Annotated in this window: 26 protein-coding genes; 1 reads left to right on the top strand and 25 read right to left on the bottom strand. The window is 36.0% G+C overall.

Annotated elements, in window-relative coordinates; all coding sequences use genetic code 11:
• Positions 1-174: 174 nt before the first annotated feature.
• Positions 175-1,125, top strand: a complete 951-nt coding sequence (locus IEX29_RS06290) for a sugar-binding transcriptional regulator (protein WP_188733612.1) — start codon at positions 175-177, stop codon at positions 1,123-1,125.
• A 76-nt stretch (positions 1,126-1,201) separates the two neighbouring features.
• On the opposite strand, the gene IEX29_RS06285 is transcribed toward IEX29_RS06290, so the two are convergent.
• From IEX29_RS06285 to IEX29_RS06165, 25 genes are all read right to left on the bottom strand, one after another.
• On the bottom strand, positions 1,202-1,477 hold the full coding sequence (locus tag IEX29_RS06285; RefSeq protein ID WP_188733611.1) for a PTS sugar transporter subunit IIB: 276 nt from the start codon (positions 1,475-1,477) through the stop codon (positions 1,202-1,204).
• Between the two features lie 17 nt (positions 1,478-1,494).
• Positions 1,495-2,244: an SDR family NAD(P)-dependent oxidoreductase gene (locus IEX29_RS06280; protein ID WP_188733610.1), complete on the bottom strand. Its 750-nt coding sequence runs from the start codon at positions 2,242-2,244 to the stop codon at positions 1,495-1,497.
• A 23-nt stretch (positions 2,245-2,267) separates the two neighbouring features.
• Positions 2,268-2,918: an SDR family NAD(P)-dependent oxidoreductase gene (locus tag IEX29_RS06275; RefSeq protein ID WP_188733609.1), complete on the bottom strand. Its 651-nt coding sequence runs from the start codon at positions 2,916-2,918 to the stop codon at positions 2,268-2,270.
• A gap of 4 nt (positions 2,919-2,922) precedes the next feature.
• Entirely contained in the window at positions 2,923-3,960 is a 1,038-nt protein-coding gene (locus IEX29_RS06270) for an alcohol dehydrogenase catalytic domain-containing protein (protein WP_188733608.1), read from the bottom strand.
• Positions 3,961-3,966: 6 nt separating this feature from the next.
• Positions 3,967-4,413, bottom strand: a complete 447-nt coding sequence (locus tag IEX29_RS06265; protein WP_188733607.1) for a hypothetical protein — start codon at positions 4,411-4,413, stop codon at positions 3,967-3,969.
• 67 nt (positions 4,414-4,480) lie between these two features.
• The gene (locus tag IEX29_RS06260) at positions 4,481-4,762 is read right to left on the bottom strand and encodes a PTS sugar transporter subunit IIB (protein WP_229720119.1); all 282 of its coding nucleotides are present in this window, start codon (positions 4,760-4,762) and stop codon (positions 4,481-4,483) included.
• Between the two features lie 19 nt (positions 4,763-4,781).
• Positions 4,782-6,158: a PTS galactitol transporter subunit IIC gene (locus IEX29_RS06255; RefSeq protein WP_188733606.1), complete on the bottom strand. Its 1,377-nt coding sequence runs from the start codon at positions 6,156-6,158 to the stop codon at positions 4,782-4,784.
• A 26-nt stretch (positions 6,159-6,184) separates the two neighbouring features.
• Positions 6,185-6,658 carry a PTS sugar transporter subunit IIA gene (locus tag IEX29_RS06250; protein ID WP_188733605.1) on the bottom strand — a complete coding sequence of 158 codons (474 nt, stop codon included), beginning with the start codon at positions 6,656-6,658 and terminating at the stop codon, positions 6,185-6,187.
• A gap of 29 nt (positions 6,659-6,687) precedes the next feature.
• Positions 6,688-8,766 (bottom strand): BglG family transcription antiterminator, encoded by a 2,079-nt coding sequence (locus IEX29_RS06245; protein ID WP_188733604.1) that lies wholly within the window; start codon positions 8,764-8,766, stop codon positions 6,688-6,690.
• Between the two features lie 520 nt (positions 8,767-9,286).
• Positions 9,287-10,228 carry a sugar-binding transcriptional regulator gene (locus tag IEX29_RS06240; protein ID WP_188733603.1) on the bottom strand — a complete coding sequence of 314 codons (942 nt, stop codon included), beginning with the start codon at positions 10,226-10,228 and terminating at the stop codon, positions 9,287-9,289.
• A 244-nt stretch (positions 10,229-10,472) separates the two neighbouring features.
• The gene (locus IEX29_RS06235; RefSeq protein ID WP_188733602.1) at positions 10,473-10,856 is read right to left on the bottom strand and encodes a transcriptional regulator GutM; all 384 of its coding nucleotides are present in this window, start codon (positions 10,854-10,856) and stop codon (positions 10,473-10,475) included.
• Between the two features lie 106 nt (positions 10,857-10,962).
• On the bottom strand, positions 10,963-11,958 hold the full coding sequence (locus IEX29_RS06230) for a 2-hydroxyacid dehydrogenase (protein WP_188733601.1): 996 nt from the start codon (positions 11,956-11,958) through the stop codon (positions 10,963-10,965).
• A 29-nt stretch (positions 11,959-11,987) separates the two neighbouring features.
• A complete protein-coding gene (locus tag IEX29_RS06225; RefSeq protein WP_229720118.1) occupies positions 11,988-13,016 on the bottom strand; it encodes an alcohol dehydrogenase catalytic domain-containing protein in 1,029 nt (342 codons plus the stop codon).
• A gap of 55 nt (positions 13,017-13,071) precedes the next feature.
• Complete coding sequence (gene srlE / locus IEX29_RS06220) at positions 13,072-14,088, bottom strand: PTS glucitol/sorbitol transporter subunit IIB (protein ID WP_188733599.1); 1,017 nt, start codon at positions 14,086-14,088, stop codon at positions 13,072-13,074.
• A 27-nt stretch (positions 14,089-14,115) separates the two neighbouring features.
• Positions 14,116-14,658: a PTS glucitol/sorbitol transporter subunit IIC gene (gene srlA / locus IEX29_RS06215; protein ID WP_147208431.1), complete on the bottom strand. Its 543-nt coding sequence runs from the start codon at positions 14,656-14,658 to the stop codon at positions 14,116-14,118.
• Positions 14,659-14,724: 66 nt separating this feature from the next.
• Positions 14,725-15,081 carry a PTS glucitol/sorbitol transporter subunit IIA gene (locus IEX29_RS06210; RefSeq protein WP_188733598.1) on the bottom strand — a complete coding sequence of 119 codons (357 nt, stop codon included), beginning with the start codon at positions 15,079-15,081 and terminating at the stop codon, positions 14,725-14,727.
• A gap of 191 nt (positions 15,082-15,272) precedes the next feature.
• Positions 15,273-16,532, bottom strand: a complete 1,260-nt coding sequence (locus IEX29_RS06205) for an NAD(P)H-dependent oxidoreductase (RefSeq protein ID WP_188733597.1) — start codon at positions 16,530-16,532, stop codon at positions 15,273-15,275.
• A 782-nt stretch (positions 16,533-17,314) separates the two neighbouring features.
• Entirely contained in the window at positions 17,315-17,749 is a 435-nt protein-coding gene (locus tag IEX29_RS06200; protein WP_188733596.1) for a hypothetical protein, read from the bottom strand.
• A 32-nt stretch (positions 17,750-17,781) separates the two neighbouring features.
• Positions 17,782-18,786 carry an ABC transporter ATP-binding protein gene (locus tag IEX29_RS06195; RefSeq protein WP_188733595.1) on the bottom strand — a complete coding sequence of 335 codons (1,005 nt, stop codon included), beginning with the start codon at positions 18,784-18,786 and terminating at the stop codon, positions 17,782-17,784.
• The gene (locus IEX29_RS06190) at positions 18,786-19,805 is read right to left on the bottom strand and encodes an ABC transporter ATP-binding protein (RefSeq protein WP_188733594.1); all 1,020 of its coding nucleotides are present in this window, start codon (positions 19,803-19,805) and stop codon (positions 18,786-18,788) included. Before IEX29_RS06190 ends, IEX29_RS06195 begins: the two co-directional genes overlap by 1 nt.
• Positions 19,806-19,822: 17 nt before the next feature.
• The gene (locus IEX29_RS06185) at positions 19,823-20,674 is read right to left on the bottom strand and encodes an ABC transporter permease (RefSeq protein ID WP_188733593.1); all 852 of its coding nucleotides are present in this window, start codon (positions 20,672-20,674) and stop codon (positions 19,823-19,825) included.
• 62 nt (positions 20,675-20,736) lie between these two features.
• Positions 20,737-21,681: an ABC transporter permease gene (locus tag IEX29_RS06180; protein WP_188733592.1), complete on the bottom strand. Its 945-nt coding sequence runs from the start codon at positions 21,679-21,681 to the stop codon at positions 20,737-20,739.
• 182 nt (positions 21,682-21,863) lie between these two features.
• Positions 21,864-23,465 carry an ABC transporter substrate-binding protein gene (locus IEX29_RS06175; RefSeq protein ID WP_188733591.1) on the bottom strand — a complete coding sequence of 534 codons (1,602 nt, stop codon included), beginning with the start codon at positions 23,463-23,465 and terminating at the stop codon, positions 21,864-21,866.
• Between the two features lie 58 nt (positions 23,466-23,523).
• Positions 23,524-24,717: a M20 metallopeptidase family protein gene (locus IEX29_RS06170; RefSeq protein WP_188733590.1), complete on the bottom strand. Its 1,194-nt coding sequence runs from the start codon at positions 24,715-24,717 to the stop codon at positions 23,524-23,526.
• Between the two features lie 185 nt (positions 24,718-24,902).
• The gene (locus tag IEX29_RS06165; protein ID WP_188733589.1) at positions 24,903-25,973 is read right to left on the bottom strand and encodes a C45 family autoproteolytic acyltransferase/hydrolase; all 1,071 of its coding nucleotides are present in this window, start codon (positions 25,971-25,973) and stop codon (positions 24,903-24,905) included.
• Positions 25,974-26,201 lie beyond the last annotated feature (228 nt).

Below are 26,201 nucleotides of genomic sequence, written 5' to 3'. Positions count from 1 at the left end.
TCTATATAGTTACCTTTGTAATAAGTGTATGTTTTTTTTCAGGAAAGGTCAAGATAATTATCTTATAAATATTGAATTTATTGATTATTTTTTGATTTATAGTAAACTTTATTTTAAAGGATTATTTTTACAATCAATTGTAATAGAGATGTTAATTTGAAAGGATGTGAGCATGTGCTTAGCTGGGAAGAAAGACGTTCATTAGTAAAAATAGCTAATTTATATTACAATGATGGCTGGACACAAGAGCAGATTGCAAAAAAGCTTGGTGTTTCACGACCTGTCATATCCAAATCTTTGCAAAAAGCCCGGGAACATAAAATCATTGAGATTTTTATTAAAGATGAAACAGTACATACAGTCAATCTGGAGAAAAAGTTAGAAGAACACTTTGGGTTAGAAGATGCCGTTGTTGTTCCTATTTCTGGTCAAACACCAGATGTAGTCAAGCTTTCTGTTGCACAAGCAGGGGCGTATTATTTATCTAAAAATATCAAAAAGGCAAAAAAAATGGGAATATCATGGGGAACGACTTTAGAAGCGTTAGTCCAGGAATATCCTTATGAGATGAAAAAGAACATCACAATCTTTCCCTTAGAAGGCGGCTTGGGACGAAAGAAGGTGGAAATTCATTCTAATCAGTTAGCATACGAGCTCGCTAAAAGGTTAGGCGGTACATGCTCTTATCTCTATGCACCAGCCATGGCTGAATCCAGTGAATTACGTGAGCGCTTAATGAAGATGGATGACATTAATGCAGTTCTTCAGGAAGCAGCAACAGTTGATATAGCATTAGTTGGTTTGTCTAACCCATATGTACAATCAACTTTAGAAGATATTGGTTATCTTAACCAAAATGATTTAGAACAGCTTCGTCAATTAGGTGTAGTTGGCGATATGGGTTTTCGCTTCTTCGATTTAAATGGAAACCCTGTCAATAGTTCGTTTAATAAAAAAGTAATTGGAATATCTCTGGAACAATTGCGTAATATCAAAAAAGTAATTGGAGTTGTCTCAGGAGCACATAAAGCGGAAAGCGTATTAGCAGCTTTAAAAGGCAATTATATTAATGTATTGGTTCTTGATGAACAAATAGCAACAGAATTATTATATGCCAGTGAATAATTCATCTATAGATTGTTTAATCACCTTCTAAAAAACTCTTTGGCAGACAACCTGGTCTAACCAAAGAGTTTTACAACTAGGAAATATGTGCTACCACATCATTAATTACATTATCTATTCCTATACCAGTTATAAATGGAACGCCGTCAATAGTAGGAATTTCTGTATCCAGCTTATTGACTCCTACAAGAACAATAACATCTGGATTAATGTCTTCCACATTGGTTTCATAAATATTTCCTGCCACAATCTCAGCCTCAACGTTTTTGTCATTAAGACCCGTCTGTAATAATTCCACGACTTTGTTCATTTTGTTTTGTGAAGTTCCCGTTGCAACCAAAACTTTTGCCAACTTAATCTCTCCTTTAATCATGTTAAATATGTTCTTCCGCCATCCATTAATAAAACCTGTGCTTGGATATACCGGGATTCCCCGCTTGCCAGAAAATTGATAGCGTTTGTAGTATCTGCTAAGGTGCCAAAATTTTTAATAGGAATCTTTTGACGAAGCGCTTCCTTAGCTTCTTCTGTCGGATAAAGTATATCTAGCATCTCCGTTTCTATTACCCGTGGAGCTACAAGATTAATATGAATACCTTGATCACTATATTCATTAGCAATAGCACGCATTAAGCCGAACGCCCCTCCCTTGGAAACAGCATAATGTGCCCCGCCGCCTGATCCGGTTATAGCAGATCCAGAACCAACAATAACGATGCTTCCTCCCTTAGACTTGACCATCTCTGGAAGAGCAGCTTTCAAGATATAAAACAGACCAGTCAGGTTTACATCTAAAGTAAAACGCCATTCTTTAGCAGTAACATCTTCCAACCTTTTTTGCGATGTAACTCCTGCTGAAATAATGAGCACATCCATTCTTCCAAACAATTCTATCGTTTCGCTTACTACTTTTTCCGTATCTTTCCATGAAGTAACATCCTGTTGGATAAAAGTTGCCTCGTATCCTTGATTCCTCCACTCTGTCATTAATTGGTGTCCCTTTTCTGCATTTATATCTGTGAAGACTACTTTATCATCATTTTTCAGACGACTTTCAGCTACTGCTTGACCTATCCCCGCAGCTCCGCCGATAATCAGTACTACCGATGTCTGCCTCATCACATCTCCTCCCCGTTTTATATTTATGATAACGTTTCTCCATTATCTAAAGTTATAACCTGACCATTTAAGAAACTCATATGCTCATTACAAGTCTCTTTTAACAACTGAATGATTTGTCTGGCTCCCTCTGGGTTCCTCCAGCATTTTGGAGATATACTAATCACATTTGAGCGAATATTTCGTTTTGAAAGTTCTTTTGACAGACTTTTGCTAAAAGACTCCAGACCGCTTTTATGGCTGGCATAACTCACATCTCCTGTTTCCCCGCTCACCGCTACGGTAGAGGATATATGAATAATCTGACCGTCATCAGGAACATACGAAATGAATGCTTTAATTAATAAAAAAGGAAGATGAAGATTGATAAACAAGGACTTCTGCCATTCGTCTACCGATGTTTCTGTGAGTGTATTTCCGTTCAGATGTTCTAAATTGTTAATTACTGTATCAAATTGTATATTATTTTTATTTAACCAGGATTCCATTGATACATCTTGATCATCTAATAAATCAAAGGATATTAATTGAACTGGATCTTGACCATTTATATACTGATATAAACTGCCTTTCCCATTTAACTTATCAGTAAAATCAAGTGCATATACCGTTTGGTAATATGCAGTCATCATTCCGGAAATGCGATGTGAAGCATCAAACAATAAAATATTCATTTACTCACCTGCTTCCATCAGGAACTATTAATACTTTTAAAACCTCTTTGGTTGTATCATGAGCCAGCGTTATTGCTTCATTTAGTTTAGATAGCGGGAAACGGTGCGTCACCATCTTATCAACATCAATAACTCCTTTTTTCAAAAGTTCCAGTGCAGGAGTATAATTATAAGGTGTAGAAGAATAAGCGCCTACAATAGAGATTTCATCCTCAAAAAAACGATAAGCAGGGATAGGAATATCATTTTTAGAAAATGGAGCAAACACTAAGACTGTTCCTCCCCGGGCCACACAATGCATTGCCTGTTCTAATAAAAAGCTGACGCCGGCAGAAATTATTACTATATCCGCCCCATGGCCATCAGTCAAACGATTTACTTGTTCCTGCACCGCTTCTTCACCCGCTCTTATAACATGGGTAGCGCCAACCTCTTTTGCTTTTTCTAATCGATAAGGATTCACATCACTAACTATTACTTGCTCTGCTAAGAAATGGTTAGCTAATTGTATTTGTAAACAGCCAATTTGCCCCGCTCCAAGAATTAATACTTGATCACCTGGGTTTATAGAGATTTGTTCAAATCCATGCAAGCAGCAGGCTAATGGTTCGACCATTGATCCTGCTTCATCGCTTAATTCATCAGGCAATTTCCCCATGGTATGCTTAACATGCAATGCGGGCACACGAATATATTCTGAAAAACCACCTGGGTCTACATTTGTCATTTTAAATTGAGGACATAATGAATAATGCCCTCTTTTACAGTAAGTGCATGTAAAACAAGGGACATGATGAGCTACAAACACTCGGTCACCTACGTTAAAATCCATTACATCATCCCCCGCTGCTATCACTTCTCCAGCTATTTCATGCCCCAAAGTAATCGGCGGTACTACTGTTTTATCCACGGCTTTATGAATATCTGTACCGCAAAGACCACATACTTTCATCTTAATCAATACTTCATCACTGTTGATATCGAGATTACCAATTGGCTGCATCTCAAAATGATTTTTATCGTAATAGACACTTTTTTGCATTCACAATCACCTCTTGACACTTGAAATTTTTTTCTCTACAAAACTTTTAGTCTTTAACTCTTCAAATAAATCATCATATTCTTTGATATCACTGGTTATCCAGTAGCGCCCTTTGATGAATTTATTTGTCCCAAGCCTGATATATAATTTACCTGTTTGTTGGTATACTCGTAATTGAACAAAAGATAGTTCTCTCCAGTAGAACTCATGTGTAACAAAAAAAGCATGTACGATAATTTTCTCATCATCTAATTTAATCCACCCAGGTGTATGAATACCTATAATACTAAAAAATAATAGAATAGCGCTCCCATATATTAATAGCTGAGCAAATGGTGTTTGTTCTCCTGAAAGTAATAATAATATGCCCCAAATCAATAACCCTATCATGATAATTAAAGGTAGTAATACAGTTGTCACAAATTTCGAAATTGTATATTGATAATGTTTCAACTTGAACACCTTCCTTGGTCTTTTAATAGAAAGCCTGACAATTGTATAAATTGACAGGCTTTCATTTTTACTCTAATCCTAAAATATCCATTATTTTTTGAATATCTTGATCCATTCCTACTCCAGATAGAAAGGAAACAGTTTGAATGACTGGCACATCGCCAATTCCACTAACTGGCGTGGTAGTAACAATCAGATCAAAATTTGCCGCCTTTGAAGGAGCCTCTGCAGCTTTACATTGATCAACATAGACTTGATAACCTTTATTTCCTAATACTTCTTCGATCTTCTTTGCCACTACTGTTGATGTTGCAATTGCAGTGCCACATGCTACTAAAATTCTTTTCATAATGAAACGCCACCTTTTCTTATTTTAATGTTTTTTTATCAATACCTAACTCTTTTGCATACTGTTTCTTGATATCATTACGTACCCAATACCATAACAATGCATATATAACACCAAAGATAATTGCAGTAATAAATAATGGACTGGTCGGATCTAATAAGTTATATAGAATGAATACAAGGATATGTGAGCCTACATCGATACCAGAGATTAAACTGGATGATTCCGGCATTGCAAATCCAACTGCCTCTCCCATTTTCGTAGTCAATTCTGCAATATTAGTTGCAATAAATAACACAATCATCACTGTTATAATTGAGTTAATTAAACCACGAATAATGTTCCCTTTGGAAGCTGCTACTGCCCAAATCACCGTAAAAGGCAATACTGCCAAATCAGCGAATGGAAGCATTTCATTCCACGGTAATATAACAGCTAAAACCAATGTTATTGGTACCATCAATAATGCTACCGCCATATTTGCAGGGTTACCAATAACAACTGCTGCGTCCAAACCAATATATACTTCTTTTCCTGGAAACCTCTTTGTAACAAAATCTCTGGTTCCTTCTGAAATTGGGATAAGCCCTTCCATCAACAAAGCAACCATTCTAGGTAATAGAATCAGTACTGCTGCCATTTGGATTCCCAATGTTAAAATGCCTTGTATATTATATTCACCTAATATTCCAATTAAAAGCCCAAGAAGCAGCCCCATTACCAGCGGTTCCCCAAACACACCGAAACGTTTACGCAAGGTTTCGGGATCAGCATGTAATTTATTTAACCCAGGAATCATATCTTGTATTTTATTTAACGCATATGTGATTGGCGCAAAGTTTACTGACTCTGAATGCGCAAGGGAAACACCTTTCAAACCAAAATGATGCTCTACCACTGGCGCCGTCCAGTCCGCAAGCTTAAGCGTAATCCCTGTTACAATAAGTCCTATTGCAATCGACAGAAATGCATTATCTGTAGCAATGTACACTAAAGATGTAGAAAATATTAAGTGCCAAAAATTCCAAATATCAACATTGATTGTCTTTGTCCAGTTTAAAGCAACAAGAATAAGATTAAAGACAATGATTATAGGTATCATAACTGGTGCTAATGTAGTACCAAATGATATTGCTGCCCCGACTGGCCAGCCAACATCTAAGATTGATAGATTTAAATTAAATCGTTCTACCATCGCTTCTGTTGCCGGACTTAAAGATGTCGTCAATAAACCAATGACCAAGTTAATACCAACAAAACCGATACCGATTGTAATACCAGCCCGAAAAGACTTATTAAAACCCTGTTTTAGAAGAAGACCGAAAATGGTCATAATAATAGGTAGCATAACCGATGGACCTAAATCTAAAATAAAATCAATTGTCGATTGAAACATGTATATCACCCTTTTCTATTTTTTATCTATACATTTAATTTTTGACTATATTCCTGAATAATAGTTATTATTGCAGCTTTATTTTCAGCCATTTGAATACTTTGCAGCAATTCCTTATTTTGAATTAATCCTGTAATTACCTGTAAAACTCCTAATTGTCGTTCCGGCTTTTGGATAGCTAACATAAAAATAATTTCTGCTTCTACTGTATGTTCCTCCATCCCCATATGAATAAAAGAAACAGACCTCTCTAACACTGCTACACCAATAGATTCTTTATTTACATGAATAGAATCAGTATGAGGAATGGCTACCCCAATATGTTCAGTTTGTATGCCTGTAGGATATACTTTTTCCCGCTCACTTAAAGCCTTTAAATAAGACTCTTTTACATACCCCTGCTCATACATACGATGAAACATTTGCTTAAACACATCTTCCTGAGACGATGCATTAAGAAAAAAGACAAGATCTTCACTAAAAAAAGCGTCAAAATTCATAACCTGTTTTCCTCCATCCCGCTATTAAACTAAACGTCACTGTATTCCTCTTTTTCATTTTCAATAAATTGCTTTATCAATTCATGTATTTGTTGATATGAAGCAGATGCGATTACTTGGTTAATTTTTTGATCGTTCTGAGCAATGTCAGTTAATTCTAACAATGCCCGCAAGTGTTGTTCACGATCAATCGCAGATAACAATACAACGAAATTTGCTTTCTTATTTTTCGAAAAATTAATTCCCTGATTCACGATCAAAAAGCTCATGCCTACTTTTAAAGCGCCATATTCAGGATCTGTATGCGGTATAACGGTTTTATCTCCTAAAAACAAGTAATCACTGTCGTAATTATAACCTTGTATAACCGCATCTCTATATTCCGTTTTAATAATATTATTTCTAATCAACGGTTGTGCTGCTATATATATAGCTTCTTTCCAATCCTTAACGCAATCTATAAATTGAACATAATCAGTTTTCATCATTTGTAATAAATTTCGCTTAGTAACATTTAAATCAAACTTCGAAATTTCGCTTGGCCCATGTAAGTAAGCAGCTAATTCTTTTCTTAATTTTTTTTTATCTTGAATAGTTGAATTCTCCGCAACAATTTGCATGATGACATCTAACTCCGGAGTTTGCGGTTTATACCCGTATAAATCATTAACAACAAGTTTTTGTAACTTTTTCCATTCTGTATTTGTCGGAAACTTATTAATGCAATATTGACGTTTAACTGTTTTTAAAGGGACATTAGAAAAAATAATATGATAATCCTGTTTGTACTCTTGGAACTCCCTCAAAGACATAGAACCTAGAAATATAAAGTCTGGAAAAACCTTTTTTAAAGTATTCATCAGCATTTTGGAAATAGATGTACCATGCGGGCAAACAACAATTGCCTTAATTTTTTCTGTTACGTTGTCACCCTGCTTAGATAACCATCCGCCTATTAAAATGCTAAAATAAATAATTTCATTCTCTGGAATTGGTTGATCAAACAACTTCGCAAAGGGAGTAAGTGTCTTCTTAACCAAATAATGCAGCTCCTTAAAATCCTTTGTAAATGATATATCAACTTGATTTAATTCACTCAAACGATACTTAATTCGATAATAAGCAGGTGCTGCATGTAACAATAATTGACTTATTAACTGTTCCTTATCCTTTAAAATCACACATGCCTGCCGCTCAAAATCAATTAAAAATAACTCAATCGCTTCTCTAATCTGCGGCATTACACTTTCCTCTGCAAATCTTGAAGAATGCAAAGTAGTTGAAAGCAGATGAAGAGCTATATATACGCGTTCATTTGTTGAAACATATTTATAATCTGAAAATAGCTCTTCAGTTGCAAGATACTCTTTTGTATCTGCAATTTCTTCATAACGTAATTGAAAATGTTCTATAGAATACCCTAACCTGACCCTTTTTAGAATAGAAGCAATAACATAAGGCATAATTGCCATCCTGTCATCAGTGAACTTTAACTGTAGTCTGTTCTCAATTTCCATCATTCTATCAGCAATATCCTTAATATCCATCTCCTTTATTCGTCCATATCGCTGTGCAAATTTCTCTCCATTGCTCATATCCATACATTCTTGGATGATTGAGATTAATAGTTTGCGAATAGCATATTCGTCCCCTGTTATTAAGTAACCGTTTGTTCTGTTGTACACATAGTTAACTTCAAAATTTTGTACATACTCTTTTACTTTTTTTAAATCGCTTAAAATAGTATTTTTACTTACTTGTAGTGATGAAGCAAAATGCACTAAAGATAATTCTTCGTCTGAAGTTAAAGTCATTAAAATAATAACTAAGATTCTTTGTTCTTCAGTAAAAAAATCTTGATGACTTTCTATTGATTGTGTTTTATGTTGCTGTTGAACAAACAGTTCATCCGGAATGATAAAAAGACCAGTTTTATTTCTTGATATTTTTGGAAGCCCTTTCATTTTTAAATATTCATTAATTTTAGATAATAAATAAGTTAATTGTCTCTTACTTATTTGCTGATCTTCCACCAATTCTTTACTCGTAATAAAAGGATTTCTCAATAGCACTTCCATAATAAGACGACTTCTTGTATCTAACCCCATAAAATAATCCCCTTTGCTTATTAATACTGTACCATATCATTTGTTCTTTATTAACACATTTATAAACAAAAAAATTGTAACATCATTGTACATGATTGTGATTAGGTGTCAATATTAAAAGTAAATCACCCATATGTTTATAACAAGCAATTAGAATATATTTTTTAGTATAATAAATAAAAATATATTTTTCAGTATTATATATACAAAAGTAACATAAATGAACAAAAGATATTCACATAATGTTTCCCATTAATTATTCTATTTTCAATAATTTCTTCTTTCGCAGAAAGGTAAACTACTTCAGGAGTACAGTGATAAATTATTACAGTTTGTATTTTCTTCTAAACTATATTTTTTTGGGTTCTACCAGTTCTAGAAGTGGTAGTTTTAAAACCAATCACTGTGCAATAAACAACAAGCATAAAAAAATAGTGAATTTCCACTTATAAAGGAAAATCACTATTTTTTACTTTGGGTGTTTTTTATACAAAATACTGCTCTTTAATCAAATATGAACTCAATTCTCTAGTAATAGTTTTGCGGTAATTTCATCGGTTATTAATACATGAATCAGTTCCCCACGAAGAGCAGCTCTAATCCCTCTCACTTTTTCTTCACCCGCTGCAACGCCAATTACTAATGGAATATTTTTCAGCTTATTGATATCAGCGGAAATCGTTTTCTCATTCCATTCATTTTCTATTAAATTTCCTTCATCATTGATAAAGTTATAACAAATATCTCCAGCAATTTCTTTCTCATTTAAATCATCAATAATACCATAATCTTTATAAGATTTAACCATCGTTGAATGCTTTGGAGATCCTCCAATCCCCACAAGAGCGATATCCGCCTGATTCCCCATTTCAAGAGTGTTTTTTATAGACGATTGTTTTAGTATAATTTCTTTTGTCTCTTTAGAATCAACAACAACAGGAGCATGTAAAAGATGATAAGTTGCTTTTAATGCTTCTGCAAGCTTTGCAACAATATGATTTGCATGAATGTCTAAACGCTCGTCTCCCATCCCTCCAACAATCGGAACAAAGCAAACATTTGAAAAATACTGACTGGATGTCATGGCTGTTGCAACTTCATATAGAGTCGTTCCAGAAGATACTCCAACAACTTGATTATTCCTTATCATTCTTAACAAATATTTACTTGCTGCCGTTCCTAACTGAATTTTAATATTTCCCTGTTCCGTTTCAGGTAAACAAACCACTTCACGTAATCCATATTTCTTTTCCAGTTTTGTCTCCAAGCTTGATACCGTATGATACTCCTCATCATGAATAATGATTTCGACAATACCCAGTTCCTTAGATTTTGATAAATATTTCGATATTAATGATCGGCTAACCCCAATTTTTTGTGCAATAGTTGATTGCGTTTCTCCTGCTTCATAATACATATTCGCAATCTTGATCATTAATCTGCGATCATCTAAATAGGACATTCCTTTACACCCTGTTCTTGTTAATAATTATTTAAATTTCATTATATCATTTTATTCACTTGATAAATATAATGGGGATTAAAAATTTATATATTGATTTTTTTCCTTTTTCTAATATAAGTCAAAACTTCACTTAGCGGGAGTTTTATTCTTCTTTTAGGAAGTTAGCTTCCTGGACCCGCCTAAATAAATTTATTTTTATCCTTTATTTGGGAGGAGGAAGTTTTGGTTCTCCGTGATACATTTACATTGCTTTAGCTTTTCTTTTCATTTGTTCTTCTATACGTTTAATAGCGTCTTGGACGACTAATTTATGTTTTTTCTTTTTCCAATCAACAATCTCTATATTTTCTCCAACATATTCCTTATATTTTGCAAATCTGGAAAGTACCGTTAATCCTGATAAGATATTACATTCTTGAATGACTCCTTCATTATCCGTAACAACAATGGCTACTTTCCCAATCCGAAACATTTTTTTAGTCATTCCAACACCAAGATAACCTTCACTATATTGTTGTGTGAGTTTTGCAACTTTTTTCTGGTAATATTTCACGTGGATAATTCCTGTTAATGCCTGAATAATAAGAATAATAACTAAAAATGATAGAAATAATAAGGGATCCATTTTTTAACCTCCTACTTTGGTGGTTTTTTTAACAAAATCATACTAAGAATAAAGAACAATGGATGAAAAATAAACAATTCACCCATTGTTTAAATTAAAATAAATTTCATTCTAACGCTTCAATAATTCGTTTACTCAATATTACTGGTGAATTAGCAAAATTGCCAACTGTCGATCCCGCAATATGTGGTGTGATCGTAATACTATCCAAATTATTATAAGGGTGATCTCTTGGTAATGGTTCAATATCAAACACATCTACTGCTGCTCCGGCAATTTTTCTATCTTGTAATGCCTCTGCCAAATCCTGCTCATTAATTAACCCGGAGCGTGCAGTATTTATTAAAACTGTATTTTTCTTCATTACGTTAAAATGCTCTTTGTTAATCATATTTTTCGTTTGTTCTGTCAGACGGTAATGCATGGAAAGAATATCAGCTTGTTTTACTAGTTCTTCTAAGGTATCAACTTGTGTGTCATGCGTATCGCCTTGATAATAGTCATCGAAGAATAAAATTTTACCACCAAAAGGTCTAAGTAATTCTGCAACTCGTTGACCAATAGCCCCATAACCAATTAAACCTATGGTTGATTCCTTCAATTCTGGTGCTAGTACACCATTTGGAAAATACTTTTCCCATTCCCCATTTTTTAGTTTATGGTTACCTCTAGCTATATTTCGAATTTCGGATAGAATCATCCCTACTGTAAACTCTGAAACACTTGTAATGCTACGTCCTGGTGTATTTAAAACTATGATTCCTTTCGATTCAGCATATTCTTGATTCACATTTTCAATACCTGCTCGAAGCACTCCTAACAACTTCAAATTCTTGCATTGATCTATTACCTTTTTTCCAATAGGTGCAAATTGGGTAATTATCATATCATAGTCTTCTAATCCTTCTGTTAATTCTTCAGGAAGTGCAATCGCCTCACTACCTTTAGATTCCAATGTTATATTATCATTTTGTAATGCTTCTAAATTTTCATGTTTCCATTCTTTCACAATTATCTCTATCCCTAAGTCTTCTAAACTAGCAAGACCTTCTTTCATCATTTGTTTATCAATAAATAAATCAGCGATTGCTAAACATTTCATATTTTCACCTTCTCATTTTTTCTTTATACTTACGACTGTAATAAAACGGAAATACGATAATTTCCACGTGTACTTGCTTTTTCAAAAGCTTCTTGAATTTTAGTTAATGGAATCTTCTCTTCAATTAAAGGGCTTACATTAATTCGATGTTCACTTAGCATTTTTGCTGCATAATTAAAATCATCCAGATTCGATCCATACGTACCAATAAGTTCACATTGTTTGTAATGAATGGTATTAGAATCTATACTTAATTCTGGTGCTGGGTAACCCGCAGCAAATAAAAGAATCTTTCCCTCATCATTCTTTATCATCTCTAAAGCTTGCTCGTTTGCTGAAGAAGTACCAACTGCAACAATGACGATATCTGCACCATTACCATTTGTTCTTTTTCTAACTTGTTCTACCGGATCCTCATTACCTGCATCAATTAATTCTAATTCCATTTGTTTAATCTTTTTTACTTTTTTGGGATTCCGTTCAGATACAATTACCCTTGCTCCCATTGCTTGAGCAACTGCTGCATTTAATAATCCCATTGTGCCCCCACCAATAACAACAACCGTATCAAATCCAGAATTAATCCGGAGTTTGCGCATTCCTTTTAGTACGGAGGATAAAGGTTCCACAAAGCCTGCTTCTGAAGCAGACAACTCATTACTAATTTTCACGACACTTTTTGATTTTCTAATAAAATAATTCGCAAACCCAAAAATACCGTAATATTTGTCAGAATAATTTTTCCCAAATTGTTTAATGTTTCTACAAGCAGTAATTTCTCCTTTTTTACATTTATCACAGTCCCCGCAAAAATCATATAAAATACAAACCCGATCTCCAACTGTTAAAGAATTACTTACTTTTTCTCCTTTAGCTATAATTATTCCTGAACTTTCATGTCCGCCTGCCATTGGGTATCCTTGATGTTCACGTTTTCCTTGCCATTGTTGATAATCTGTTGTACAAATATTACAAGCTTCCTGCTTAATTAGCACTTCATCATCTTTTAAATTGGGTAACTTCTCTTCTCGCACTTTAACGTTTCCTTTTTCTTCCATAACTCCAAATCTAAATGAATCTGGTAGCATCCTATTCCTCCTATCAAACGATTTTCTACAACATAAATGACATAAAATATGCAATAATTACTGCTGCAGGTCCTGTGACTACCCTCGAAAATAGAATTGCTGGTGCTCCAACGCTAGCTGTTTCAGATTTTGCTTCTCCTAACGCCATACCAACTGGAATAAAGTCCGTTCCAACTTGTGCATTTATTGCAAATAACGCTGGAAGTGCAATACTCATTTCAATGTTACCGTTTGCAATTTCATTTCCAACTAGCGTTCCGATAATCGCACCTATAACAGCTCCTGGAGCAAGTAAAGGTGATAAAAATGGAAGCGCTGTAATTACACCTAAAATAATAAGTCCACCGATATTATTTGCAAGTGGGACAAATACATTTGCTAATATTTCTCCAATACCTGTATAGTTGATAATTCCGATTAAAGTTGCAACAAACGCCATAAATGGGATTATATTTTTAATGATAGAGTCGACAGTATCACGACCTGCCTGGTACAAAATGTTCATGAAAGCCCCTGCGACTCTGGCAATTTTATTAATTAATCCCATGAAGCCAGCATTTTGTGCACTATTGGTTTCTGGCTGATCATCAGCAGTTGGAGCAGCTGCCTCTTCACCAGGTTCAGAATAATCACTTTTTTCAGTTTCTAATTCTACATAAGGTGTTTTTTCATCAACAAGCTCAATATTCTCTACGGATACACCAGAAACAAAAATATCATCTGTAATAAATTTTGCTAATGGGCCCGATGGACTCATTACTTTAACGTTAATTGTCGGTATTCTTAATTTTGGGTATGTTCCTCCCCTTGCTGTTCCACCACAATCAATGACCGCTGCTAATGTTTCATTTTTATCTACCGGATTTTTAAATGCATCTACTACTTCAGCTCCGGAAAGTTTTGCAATTTTTTCAGCTACCGGGTGGATTCCTCCCCCTGTAACACTAATGACATATTTTTTTTCATCTGTTGGTGTAAATTCCAGGGGACCTCCCCACCCATTTCTTCCTTTAGATACTTTGACTTTTTTATAAGCACTCATGAGATTTCCTCCCTTTATGTTTAGATTTTAATTTTCCTTAAGGATCTTTTCATGACCTTGTTTTTTAAACATATAAGCACTAATTCGTTCAGTAACCAAACCTCTCATTAAAATAACAATTAAACCGGTTAGTAAAAACATAAGACCTAATTGTGCTTGACTACCACCTGCCGCTGTATATCCTGTTGCCACTCCCAGCCATACAAATAATTCTGCAGAATTGGCATGGGGAAAAAGACCAGTTATAGGATGCACAAAGGAAACCGCAGAATCATAGAATGCCGGTTTATATTTCTCTGGTAAAAATCGTCCAACTGTATAGCACATTGGATTCGTAAAGAAAAAAACTGCTATAAAAGGTACAAGCGTATAACGGAGTACAGCATATTTCGTGATTTTTTGAATAAATCCATTTATCTTTTCTTCTCCAATCATTTTTGTTATCGCATTAACAGCTGTAATCAATGTAACTAGTAAAGGTATAATCCCTGTCATATAACCCATAAATACTTCAGCCCCGGCTTCAAACATTCCAATGAAGCCCTCAGCAATCATTATCATAAAATCCATTTAACACCCATCCTCTCGTAATAGTAATCTATTTAGAAGCAGCTCTATGAAATAACTTATTCCACATTATTTAACTTGAATCGAATCTCCTTCTTTTAATATTGGAAAATCACTTGGTGTTACTAAAACAGCACCGGGTAAAATTTCTTCATCTTTATCATCTTTAAAGTAAATAGAAAGATGACCGAGACTTTCAAAGTTAGAATTGGCTTCTTCTCCAACTTTTTGAATGGTATATTCTCTACCTCCAATCACAATTATTTTTCCAAGTTCTAAGACACCTTTAGGCTGTTCTTCAAAACGATGAATCACTGAAATATCTCTTAACTCTGGCGGAACGGTTTCATTAAAAAGTACTAATAAATTTTCTTCTTCAAAATCTGGTACAAGGGCACCAATTTCAAGAATATTCATTTTTATCATAGACTTCTCCTCCTACTGTTTGATGACAGAAATTCATTCAATTTTTGATTTAAGATTCAATATCAACTGCTTAGATAAGTATTCTCTTAGAAACAGTTCTCTCTTAATAAAATCCCTACCAATACCTCAAATCATTTAAACAGGCATGCAAAAATGGAATAAATATATTTCAGATTTTATAATTATCAATATTATTTAGTGCGAAACATATGGTCTTGTAAGGATCTTAACTTCCATACAGTTGTTGAAGGGTCAAGTTCCACATCATCATGTGTTAAAAATTGACCTTCTTTTATATCTTTCTTAGCAACGACATCTCCACTAATTAAACCGACAGGGATATGTCCATTCTGTTCCATTTCTTTATGCGTTTCCAATACTCCTCTAACAGAAAAACCACCGATCCCATCTAATTTTTCTCCTGTTTTTATGTCTCTTTTAGCAACGGTTACCGTTTCTGAAATCGGTGCTCCTAATGGATGGATAGACGTGTCTTGCTGTAAAACAGCCTTAGCAATAGTGATTGGAGTCTCTAGGCTGGCTAAATGATATGGACGGAATAATGTATAGTGATCTCCATGACTTTCATCTACCTTTAATAAATAACGCAATTCTTCATTAACAGGCTCTAAATCACTTTTAACAATGACAAATACCCCCGGAGCTAATCCGTTTACATATTCGACGACCCCTAAACTATCTAAAACCCCACCTTTTTCTTTTAAGTTTAATTTTTTTGCAACATCATCTAAATTAGCGTCTAAACCGTGCATTCCAACTTTATCCGGAACTAAGCCAATTGCGTTACTTAATAAGTTCATCTCTGCCATTGTTTTTGTCCCATCCTGAAATGCAGCCAGCATATGTGCACTCATATTTTTAGATTTTGCCTCAGCAGCCGCTGTATCCGGATTAGCTGTTGGCTTCAATGCATTATTTTTACCTTTACCTGCAACAACAACTTCCATACCCATTGTCTTAGCAAATTCATATAATTCTACGATAGCTGCCGGCTCGTCTCCTGCTGAACCAGAATAAACAAGTCCAGAAGATTGAAATAATGAATTCATATAAGAACCAATTGTTATATCCACTTCTACATTTAATAGAACCAAATGTTTTCTTGAATTTAATGCTTCTAAAGAAATATTTGCCCCGACTTCAGGTACTCCAGTTGCATCAACTACTACCTCTACATTGGAAGACTGGATTACTTCTCTATAATCAGATGATGCAAGTGTGTTAACTTTTAAAATTTCCTCGGATTTATAAAATTCAACAGCTTTTTGTGCTCTGGTTTGATCAATGTCAGATACGCCGCCTACAATCATTCCAGGAATACGGGATATCTGCGAGATAAGACCAAAACCCATTTGTCCTGCTCCGATAACGCCTACTTTGATAGGATTATTTTCTTTCTGTCTTGTTTGTAATTCTTGATAAATTGACATATTAACTCCTCCTCGCGATTTTTGAAGCGCATACATTATATTCATAACATAAAACAATTTTCAATAACATATGTTATAAATTATCACTTATGACATCTTTTTTAACATATGTTACAGATTATAACACATGTTACAATTCGCTTTTATTATATGCTGATATATTTTTCTTGTCAACAAGTAGAATTATTTTTTCGAATATTAACTCAATAATTTCTTAATCAAATATAAGCGTGCTACCATTTTCGATGTTTAATTAAGATTCTTAAAAAATGAAATACTTCGTAACTGGATGGAGGTCATAAAAGGGATTACGGCAATGCTTTTCAGCGGGGTGAATAATCGCTACCGCGTCGTGAACTCAGCATTTCCCCTTAGATATAGGAGAGTAAGAAGAAAAATCCAGCTAATAAAATTTTACTTTATAAAATAAACTTCTTTTCCCAAAATTAAACGCTAAAGATATTGTCTTTATCTTTATAAAAAGCGGTGTTGATATGTAAATTTCTGCAACAAAAAGGGGAGTAAGAAAAAATTATTTTTGTTAAACATTTCAAAGCCATACAAGAAACTGAGAAGGAGATCAATACTGATATTATTTAGAAGAAACAATAAGATTAATATTAAATTCTGGAATTGTAACTTCTTGACTTTAATTAATATTCTACATACAGAACACTGTGATAGCATGGAATAATCCAGAAGTTGTCAATTAGATTACTTTCAGTTGATATAAATTAAAAAACGCTATGAATATTAGATTCATAGCGTTTTTTAAAATTATATTATACAAAATCCTTCTGCTCCTTCAACAATACCGATATCCCCTGCTCATCTTCCTCTACCTTCCAATTAAGCGAAAGCATCTGCTCTAAATCACGAAAAGAGGCTTCATCCAATTTTAACCCCTTAGCTCCTGTTTCGAGCTTCTGATAATCTTCCCCGGCTTCTTTTTGAAACTTTAACCTTAATAATCTCTCCAGCCCGCCAACTGTAACAAATTTAACAGCGTATCCTTCATTAATCACTTGTTCAAAAGCGCTAAAGTCCTTCTCAGCCAACACAATCAACTGTTCAAAATCAAATTTTTCGTTGATTTGCTTCCATTTTGATACATCTTTTTCTTTTACATCATGTATTATTTCTTCATTCGTTATTCCGTTCGTACGTAATGTCTCAATCATATACGCTTCCATCTGAGAAATTTTTGGCCGATTCATCTGGATACATTCCTTTCTTCCTTTAAGTTTAATTAGTTGCTGCTGGCAATTGCCTCGGTTTCCTGCGGATAAAAACAGGCAACCTGATGATTAGGGTTCTTCCCGTCCTTTTCTTCTAAAGCAGGAATATGCTGTTTGCAGGATTCTTGGGCAATCGGGCATCTCGTATGAAAAATACATCCAGTTGGCGGATTAGCAGGAGACGGCAATTCACCTTTCAGCATAATACGCTGCCTCTGTCTTTCTTTCTCAGGATCAGGTAATGGAATTGCTGACAATAGCGCATTTGTATATGGATGCTTGGAATGATGATATAATGTATCACTATCGGATAATTCCATCACCTTACCAAGATACATTACCGCAACTTTATCTGCAATATGCTTAATTACCGATAAATCATGGGCAATAAATACATAAGTCAGTCCCAGTTCTTCCTGCAAATCCTCCAGCAGATTAATTACCTGTGCCTGTACAGATACATCCAATGCACTGACCGGCTCATCCAGAATTAACAGCTTGGGATTTAGAGCAAGTGCTCTGGCAATCCCTATCCGCTGACGCTGTCCTCCAGAAAACTGATGCGGAAACTTCTCTGCATCCTCTCTCTTTAAACCGACAAGATCTAATAATTCATAAACCCGTTCATTTAAATTACTTGTCATTTTAAATGCCTTCAGCGGTGCTGCAATAATCTCGCCGGCCTTCATTCTTGGATTCAGACTGGTATACGGATCCTGATATACCATTTGAATATCTCTGCGCAATTCATGCATCTGCTTTTTATTGTAACCCAGAATACTTTCTCCCTCAAAAAGTATGTCTCCGGATGTTGGCTCTAAAAGACCGACAATGGTCCGTGCCAACGTACTTTTTCCACACCCGGATTCACCTACAATTCCTAAGGTTTCTCCTTTGTTGACAGCCAAGCTGACCCCATTTACAGCTTTCACATGGTTCACAGGCTTTTTAAACACTTTTTCTTTTATCGGAAAATACATTTTTATATCCTTTAATTCCAGTAACGGCTCAGACATTATTTTGCAACTCCCTTCTGAGCATTTACCTCAAGCTCTTGTTTCTTCTTAGAAAATTCCTCTTCAGACAATATACAAGCAGCCCAGTGCCCCTCTCCGCGTTTCGTTAGCGAAGGATCAATTTCTAAACATGCTTTTGTAGCAAATGGGCATCTTGGCTCGAAATGACAGCCTTTTGGCCGTTCAATTAAATTGCTCGGCTGCCCTTGAATTGGTATTAACCGCTCTGATGCATCTGAATCAATACGCGGCAGAGACCGCAATAAGGACCAGGTATAAGGCATCGTGGAACGATAAAATATATCTGATACGCTCCCTTTCTCAACAATTCTGCCTGAATACATAACCAGCACTCTGTCTGCTATCTGTGCAACCACTCCCAGATCATGTGTAATCAAAATAATCGCAGTTCCATATTTTTTCTGAATCGAGCGCATTAATTCCAGGATTTGCGCCTGTATGGTCACATCAAGTGCTGTTGTCGGTTCATCAGCAATTAATACCTTTGGGCGTCCAGCCAGTGCGATCGCAATTAAAACACGCTGACGCATCCCGCCGGAAAATTGATGCGGGTAATCATGCAGCCTCCGCTCCGGATCAGGGATACCGACATCTGTTAAGAGCTCGAAGGCCCGTTTTTTTGCAGCTTTTTTGGATACCTTCTCATGAGAACGAATTGCTTCAATCAACTGGTCTCCAACTCTAAAAACTGGATTCAGACTGGACATGGGGTCCTGAAAAATCATAGAGATTTCTTTTCCTCTTACTCTGCGAAGCTCTTTTTCATTTACATTGAGCAGATTTTTCCCTTCAAAAATTATTTCTCCTTCCGGATGAAAGACTGGAGGAGAAGGATTTAACTGCATAACGGAATGTGCTAATACACTCTTCCCGCTCCCGGATTCACCTACTATACAGATGGTTTCTCCTGCTTTAATTTGAAAAGATACATCATCCACCGCTTTTACCGTTCCATTTTCCGTATCAATATAGGTTTTTAAATTCTTTACCTCAAGCATGAATACCGCCTCCTTTCTTAAGATGCTATTTTCGTTTTAACGAAGCGCTGCTTTCTTTTTTTATTTTTCCTCGCATGTGGATCAAATGAATCACGTAATCCGTCGCCAAGCATATTTAAGGCAAGTACTGTAATCACAATTGCCAATCCTGGAAAAATGGAAATCCACGGTGCCAATGAAATATAAATTTGTGATTCCTGAAGCATATTTCCCCAGGTTGGCGTCGATGGGTCTACCCCAACGCCTAAAAAGCTTAATGCCGCTTCTGCAAGAATGGCTTTCGCAAAGATAAACGTTCCCTGCACTATAATGGGAGACAGGACATTCGGCAAAACATATTTTGCTATAACTACCGGATCACTGACTCCTGAAGTTTTTGCCGCTTCAATATACTGAACGGAATTTATTTGCAGAACGGCTGACCGTACAATACGTGTCATTACCGGCCAAAATGAAAAAGTTAACGCAATAATTATATTTGTTACATTTCCTCCCAATGCTGCAACAAGTGCCAATGCAAGAAGTAAAGAAGGAAAGGCAAGCATACCGTCAATAACGCGCATAATAATAAAATCTGCTTTTTTATAATAACCGGCTATTAAACCAGTGATGGTTCCCAAAATGGTTGCTAATACTGCTACTGTAAAACCGACCGTCAGAGAGACTCTTGCTGCTACCACTGTTAATGCAAAAACATCTCTTCCAAAATGATCGGTACCGAACCAGAACGTTCCGGATGGAGGAAGCAGACGTTGCGCAGCATCTATAAAACCAGGAGAAACAGGCAGCCAGACATTAGCTGTTATTGTTGCAATTGTCAGTAATAACAATATAGAAAGAGCAACAAGATTTCTTTTTTTCTTCAGCATAGGGATATCTCCTTTTTCTTAATAAAGTAAATCAATCTCATATATAGCTCTGAACTTCTGCCTCAATCATAACGGATTCTCGGATCAAGCAGACCATAAAGCAGATCAACCAGTAAATTGATAATGACATAGATAACAGCAATAAATAAAACAACGCCTTGTATTACCGGGTAATCTCTCCGGTGAATCGAATCAATGAGCAGCTGCCCAATTCCCGGTATGGTAAATATCGTTTCAATAATAACTGTCCCGCCTAATAATCCTGCAATCGTTACGCCAATAACTGTAGTTGTCGGAATTAAAGCATTAGCAAAAACATGCTTCATCAGTACAGCACTTTCTTTTATTCCCTTCGCCCGGGCTGTTTTTGTATAATCCTGATTTACAGCCTCCAACATTCCATCACGCAGCATTCTGGATATCAAGCCTATCTCTACTGTCGCCAGAACAAATGCCGGCAGGATCAAATGGTGGAGCCAAGGCAGAAATCCTTCTGCAATTGGTATATAACCTGCTACCGGAAAAATCGGGATACTGACTCCCAGTCCTAATACTAATAACATAGCAAACCAGAATTCTGGAATAGATGCACCTAATAGAGATGCTGAGATAAATAACGGATCTAAAACAGTCTGCCGTTTCCAGACTACAAAAATCGCAATTGGTATAGCAATAACTAATGTGAAAATCATAGAAACCAGCATCACACTGAAAGTAGGTCCAATTCGATCTAATATAATAGATAGAACTGGTTCAGAGGAATAAACTGACTCTCCCAGATCTCCTTTAAAAACATTTGTCACCCAGTCAAAAAATTGGATAACTATTGGCTGGTTCAAGCCAAGCTGTTCCTCCAGCTGCTGAACTGCCTCTTTAGAGCTATCCTCTCCCAGAATCAAGTAAGCCGGATTTCCGGGAGTCAGATGGACAATCATAAAAACAATAATACTTACCACTAACATGACTGGAATAATAGATATAAGCCGACGAATTGTATATTGTAACAAACCCCATTCACCTCATTTGCTGTTGTACCATAGCGGCTCCTGATAAGCGGATGTTTCCGGTGCCGGCATAGTAATATTTATCAATTTAAGTTCTCATTCAAAAAGTGCTTTGAACATCCTTTTTAATAGAAAAAGAAGCCAGATCAGCATAGCGGATGAACATGGCTTCTTAATCCTTTTATTTATTGATTCTTCCAGGCTCCCCAGAATCTTGGTCCAACCCATGTTTCTTCTAATTGAACCTGTTCTCCTTTAATATCAAGCCTTGTTTCATTAGCCACTTTAATAAACGGAAGCTCTTCCCATACGGTTTGATTCATTTCTGATAAAATATCTAATCTAGCTTCATCGTCAGAAGCTACCGCCCAGTCGTCAATCAACCCTCTCCAGCGCTCACTGTCATACCAACCGCTGCTATTTGTATCATTGACAAGCATACCAAGTTCATTTGGAGAGAATCGCGTTGACCAGCCGACAACGACGATATCCCAATTTGCCGGGTCGGACCACTGTTCTAAATATGTCGCCCATTCCAGCGATACGATTTCAATAGTAAATCCGACTTCCTCTAATTGCTGCTTCATCACCTGTGAAATTCGTTTATACGTCTCTGAGTCATTAGAATGCATTATTTTAAGTGACTCTCCATTATAATCAGATTCCTCTAATAATTCTTTTGCGTGTTCCGGATCATAATTTAAATAATTCTCTGTACCTTCCTCAGAATAAAGCTTCGTCTGCTCCGGATCGAACAGCGCCCCGTCAAAGGAATAAAAATCACTGTTTCCATAAGTTGCTTCTGCAATTGCTTCTTTATCCAATGCCAGATTTAAGGCTTCTCTTACTTTAATATCGTCAAACGGCGGTTCAGATTTATCCGGTGTAATGGTAGAATATCCATTGATATAGCTGACCGGATCAATCGAAGGATCTGTTTCCACAACATCATATAAATCATTCGGAATGGATAAAGCATAGTCATATAAATCAGTCTTTATACCATTAATGGCAACCTGCGGATCCTTTACAATCTGAAAATCCAGCTCATCAAAATAAGCGACCTTTTCCCCTGTCAATCCTCCTAAATCAGTTTCATCCCGCGCAGCATAATCTTTGAATTTAGTTAAAACAATTTCACTGCCACGGCTCCAATTATCAAATTGATAAGGACCTGTTCCTATTAATTGTTCCGGGGTTAATGGCTGTTCTCCAGCTTCCTCTGCAATCTCTTCAGGAATAATCATCAAGGCATTTTTTGGTGCGGCCATATCAGATAAAAATGCGTTATATACTTCTGTCAATTGAATTTCAATCGTTTTGTCATCTACCGCTGTAACGGATTCAATGAATCTATCAGACTCTTTCCCAACCGATGAAATAGTTCTCCATCTATCTATAGATGCAATCACATCGTCTACGGTTACATCAGAACCGTCATGAAATTTCACATCATCCCTTAATGTAATTGTATAAAGTGTTTCATCATCGCTAACTGTAAAATCCTCTGCAATCATTGGCTGTACCTGATAATCATTATCCAAGGCAAGTAACGGTTCAAAAATATGCCAGGCAATATCTCGGGTAGGTGTTGCTCCTGTCGACATCCAATCAAGTGTATCCGGTTCAGAAGGGTAAGCAACTGTCAATGTCCCGCCTTCTACCGGATCCCCTGCCGGTTCATTGCTATCTCCAGCTCCACCTGCTGATTGATCTTGATTTCCACAGGCAGCTAAAACGAATATTGTAAAAATTGAAATTAATAATAAAGTAAATCGCTTCTTCATTCTGCATTTCTCCTCGTTGTTGATTAATTATTTTACTGCCCGGCTAACGGGGTTCATTTTAAAATAAATAATGGCTGATAATAGACACAAACGATTTTTCAATATTTACTAATGCACGTTCATCAATATCGAATCTAGGATGATGGTGCGGAAAATGTGTTGCTTCATCCTCGTTTTGTGAACCGACACGGAAGTAAGTTCCCGGTTTTGCTTCCAGAAAATAAGAAAAGTCTTCTGCTCCCATCGTCGGTGAAAATTCAACGACATTCTTCTCTTCAAATGTTTCTTTAAAAAGCTCTCTGGCTAAATCAGTTTCTTCTTTATGGTTAAACAACGCCGGATATCCTCTTAAATAATCCAGCTGGTAGGTTGCGTGAAATGCACTTGTAATCCCATCTAAAATGGAACGAACTTCTGTTTCCACTTTATCCCGGACGTCCGGGTCAAAAGTACGGACCGTTCCTTCAATGCGGGCAGTGTCCGGAATGACATTAAACGCGTTTCCCGCTTGAAAAACACCGATTGTGACTACTGCTGATTTCAGCGGATCAATTTGACGGCTGACAATTTTTTGTAAAGCTTCGACAATACTTGTTCCAATCACAAGTGAGTCCGTAGTCTGATGCGGACGTGCTCCATGACCGCCATGTCCTTTAATATCGATAGCAAATTTATCTACCGCAGCCATTTGATAGCCTTCTCCTACCCCCACTTTTCCAAAAGGAATATCTGAAGCCAGATGTGCTCCAAAAACATAGTCCACATCGTCAAGAATTCCCTCTTCAATCATAAATTTAGCTCCGCCCGGCGGAGTTTCCTCGGCTGGCTGGAAGACGAATACAATGCTTCCTTTTAAGTTTTCTTTATATTTACTGACTACTTTCGCCACACCCAAAAGAGCCGCTGTATGGCCATCATGTCCGCAAGCATGCATTACTCCCGGTTTTGTAGACTTGTATGGGGTTTCTTTTTCATCATTAATCGGCAGAGCATCAAAATCTGCCCGTAATGCAATTTTCTTTCCAGGCTCTTTACCTTCCAAAACACTAATTAACCCATGTCCACCGATATTTTTTTGAACCTCTAGTCCAAAGCTTTTTAATTTTTCTTCAATGTACGCTGCTGTATGTACTTCCTGAAAAGATAATTCAGGATGCTGATGCATGTATCTTCTCCAGCCTCTTACCTCCTCAAATGACTGATCAACTTCCGCAAAAATGGAATCCGTTATTTTTTCTTTGACATTACTCATTCTCTCATCCCCCGCTTACTTTTCAGTTTTATATGTCTGTTTGTCTTCATCTTTGTAAATAACTAAATTGATGAAATTTTATATTAGTTTAAACTCATTATTCCTAGTTGTCAACTAGGCTTAGAAAGATTATATGAAAAAAAGAAGAAGTTGTGCCTAAAAAGGCAAAACTTCTTCTAAAAAAACTATTTATTCTCCTTATACCAATCCGCTTTTTCCATATGTGCAAATGGAATATCAGTATCTACAATTCCAGTAACTACAGAAACAGGAAAGTCCTCTCCATTCAACCAGGCAGCAAAGTCAAATTTCACAGGCTGCTGATCCCCACCGATAGCAAGCCATGCCTCGAGTTTGGATGGGAAATAACCGGAAGTATGTATCGTTCCTGCCCATTGTCCATAAAGATTAGAAAACACACCATTTTCTGTACCATTTAACAATTGAAAGGCCTCCTCTCCATGAAGTGGATTTGATCGATTATTTTCCATGATTTCCAAGCGTCTTTTAGAATCCTTCAGATAATGGCGATTTTCTTCCTTCATTATTTGAAAATGATTCGTGCATGCCGCCCCCTTTCTCACCTCAACATTTCTGGGTGAAGCTTCTACAATGGTTGACTCCTTGTGATTTTTATCAAATAATACATAGCTAAATGACCCGCGGTGTGGGATATGCTTTAGTAAAGAAACAGCTTCCTCTATAGTGGCACATGTCTCTAAAATAATTCTTCCAATCATATGGCAGACAAATCCATCCCCAGGACGTTTACGATGCATAAAGGTATACCCCATCGCCAGACCCTTTTCGTTCATACCGTCACATCTTCCCGTTACTTTCTGCGTAACACCTATCACTGCATAACCTGCATCGGTTGGCTGGAATACCGAATAAATTCCGTCGTAGGTTTTAGGATGATAATCATAATTCCTTATTAAATAATTCTCTCCCGTTAAAATAGAGCAGCCTGAACGGTCCAACTTAACCCGATACCCTCCAAATTCAAGCAAAACTCTTTCCATAGGCCATTTAAGTGCTTCTGCAAAACCGGATAATTCCTCCCATATTGCTGGTGCTACTTCTTGAAAAACACATTTCGTTTGTTCGATATCAATGGAAAATAGGGGGTTTCTTACCTTCCATTGATTTTCGCGATTCTTTAATAAGATATGATTTTTCATTAAAGTACCCTGATGATAACCAAATTCATAATGTGTTCCCCGAAATTGAATGATATTTGTTGATATTTTTTTCAAACTGACTCCCCTCTCCCCATCTAATTATTTACAACCTATAGTTTATATATTAAGTGTACAAAGCATAAGTAAAAAAAAGAAATGATCCTGCTTGTTTTATCGTACCAGAATGTTCCTTTACTGTTTATACTTTCATATTACCTCGAATATCACAAACTCATTCCCTATATATCTTTTCTTTTTTTATATACTTTTAACCCATTTTCCATGAATACCAAAATAATAGTA

This window comes from Oceanobacillus neutriphilus (assembly GCF_014645515.1).
GTDB lineage: Bacteria > Bacillota > Bacilli > Bacillales > Amphibacillaceae > Oceanobacillus > Oceanobacillus neutriphilus.
Note: the sequence above shows the minus strand (reverse complement) of the source record. Positions and strands in the feature narration are given on the sequence as shown.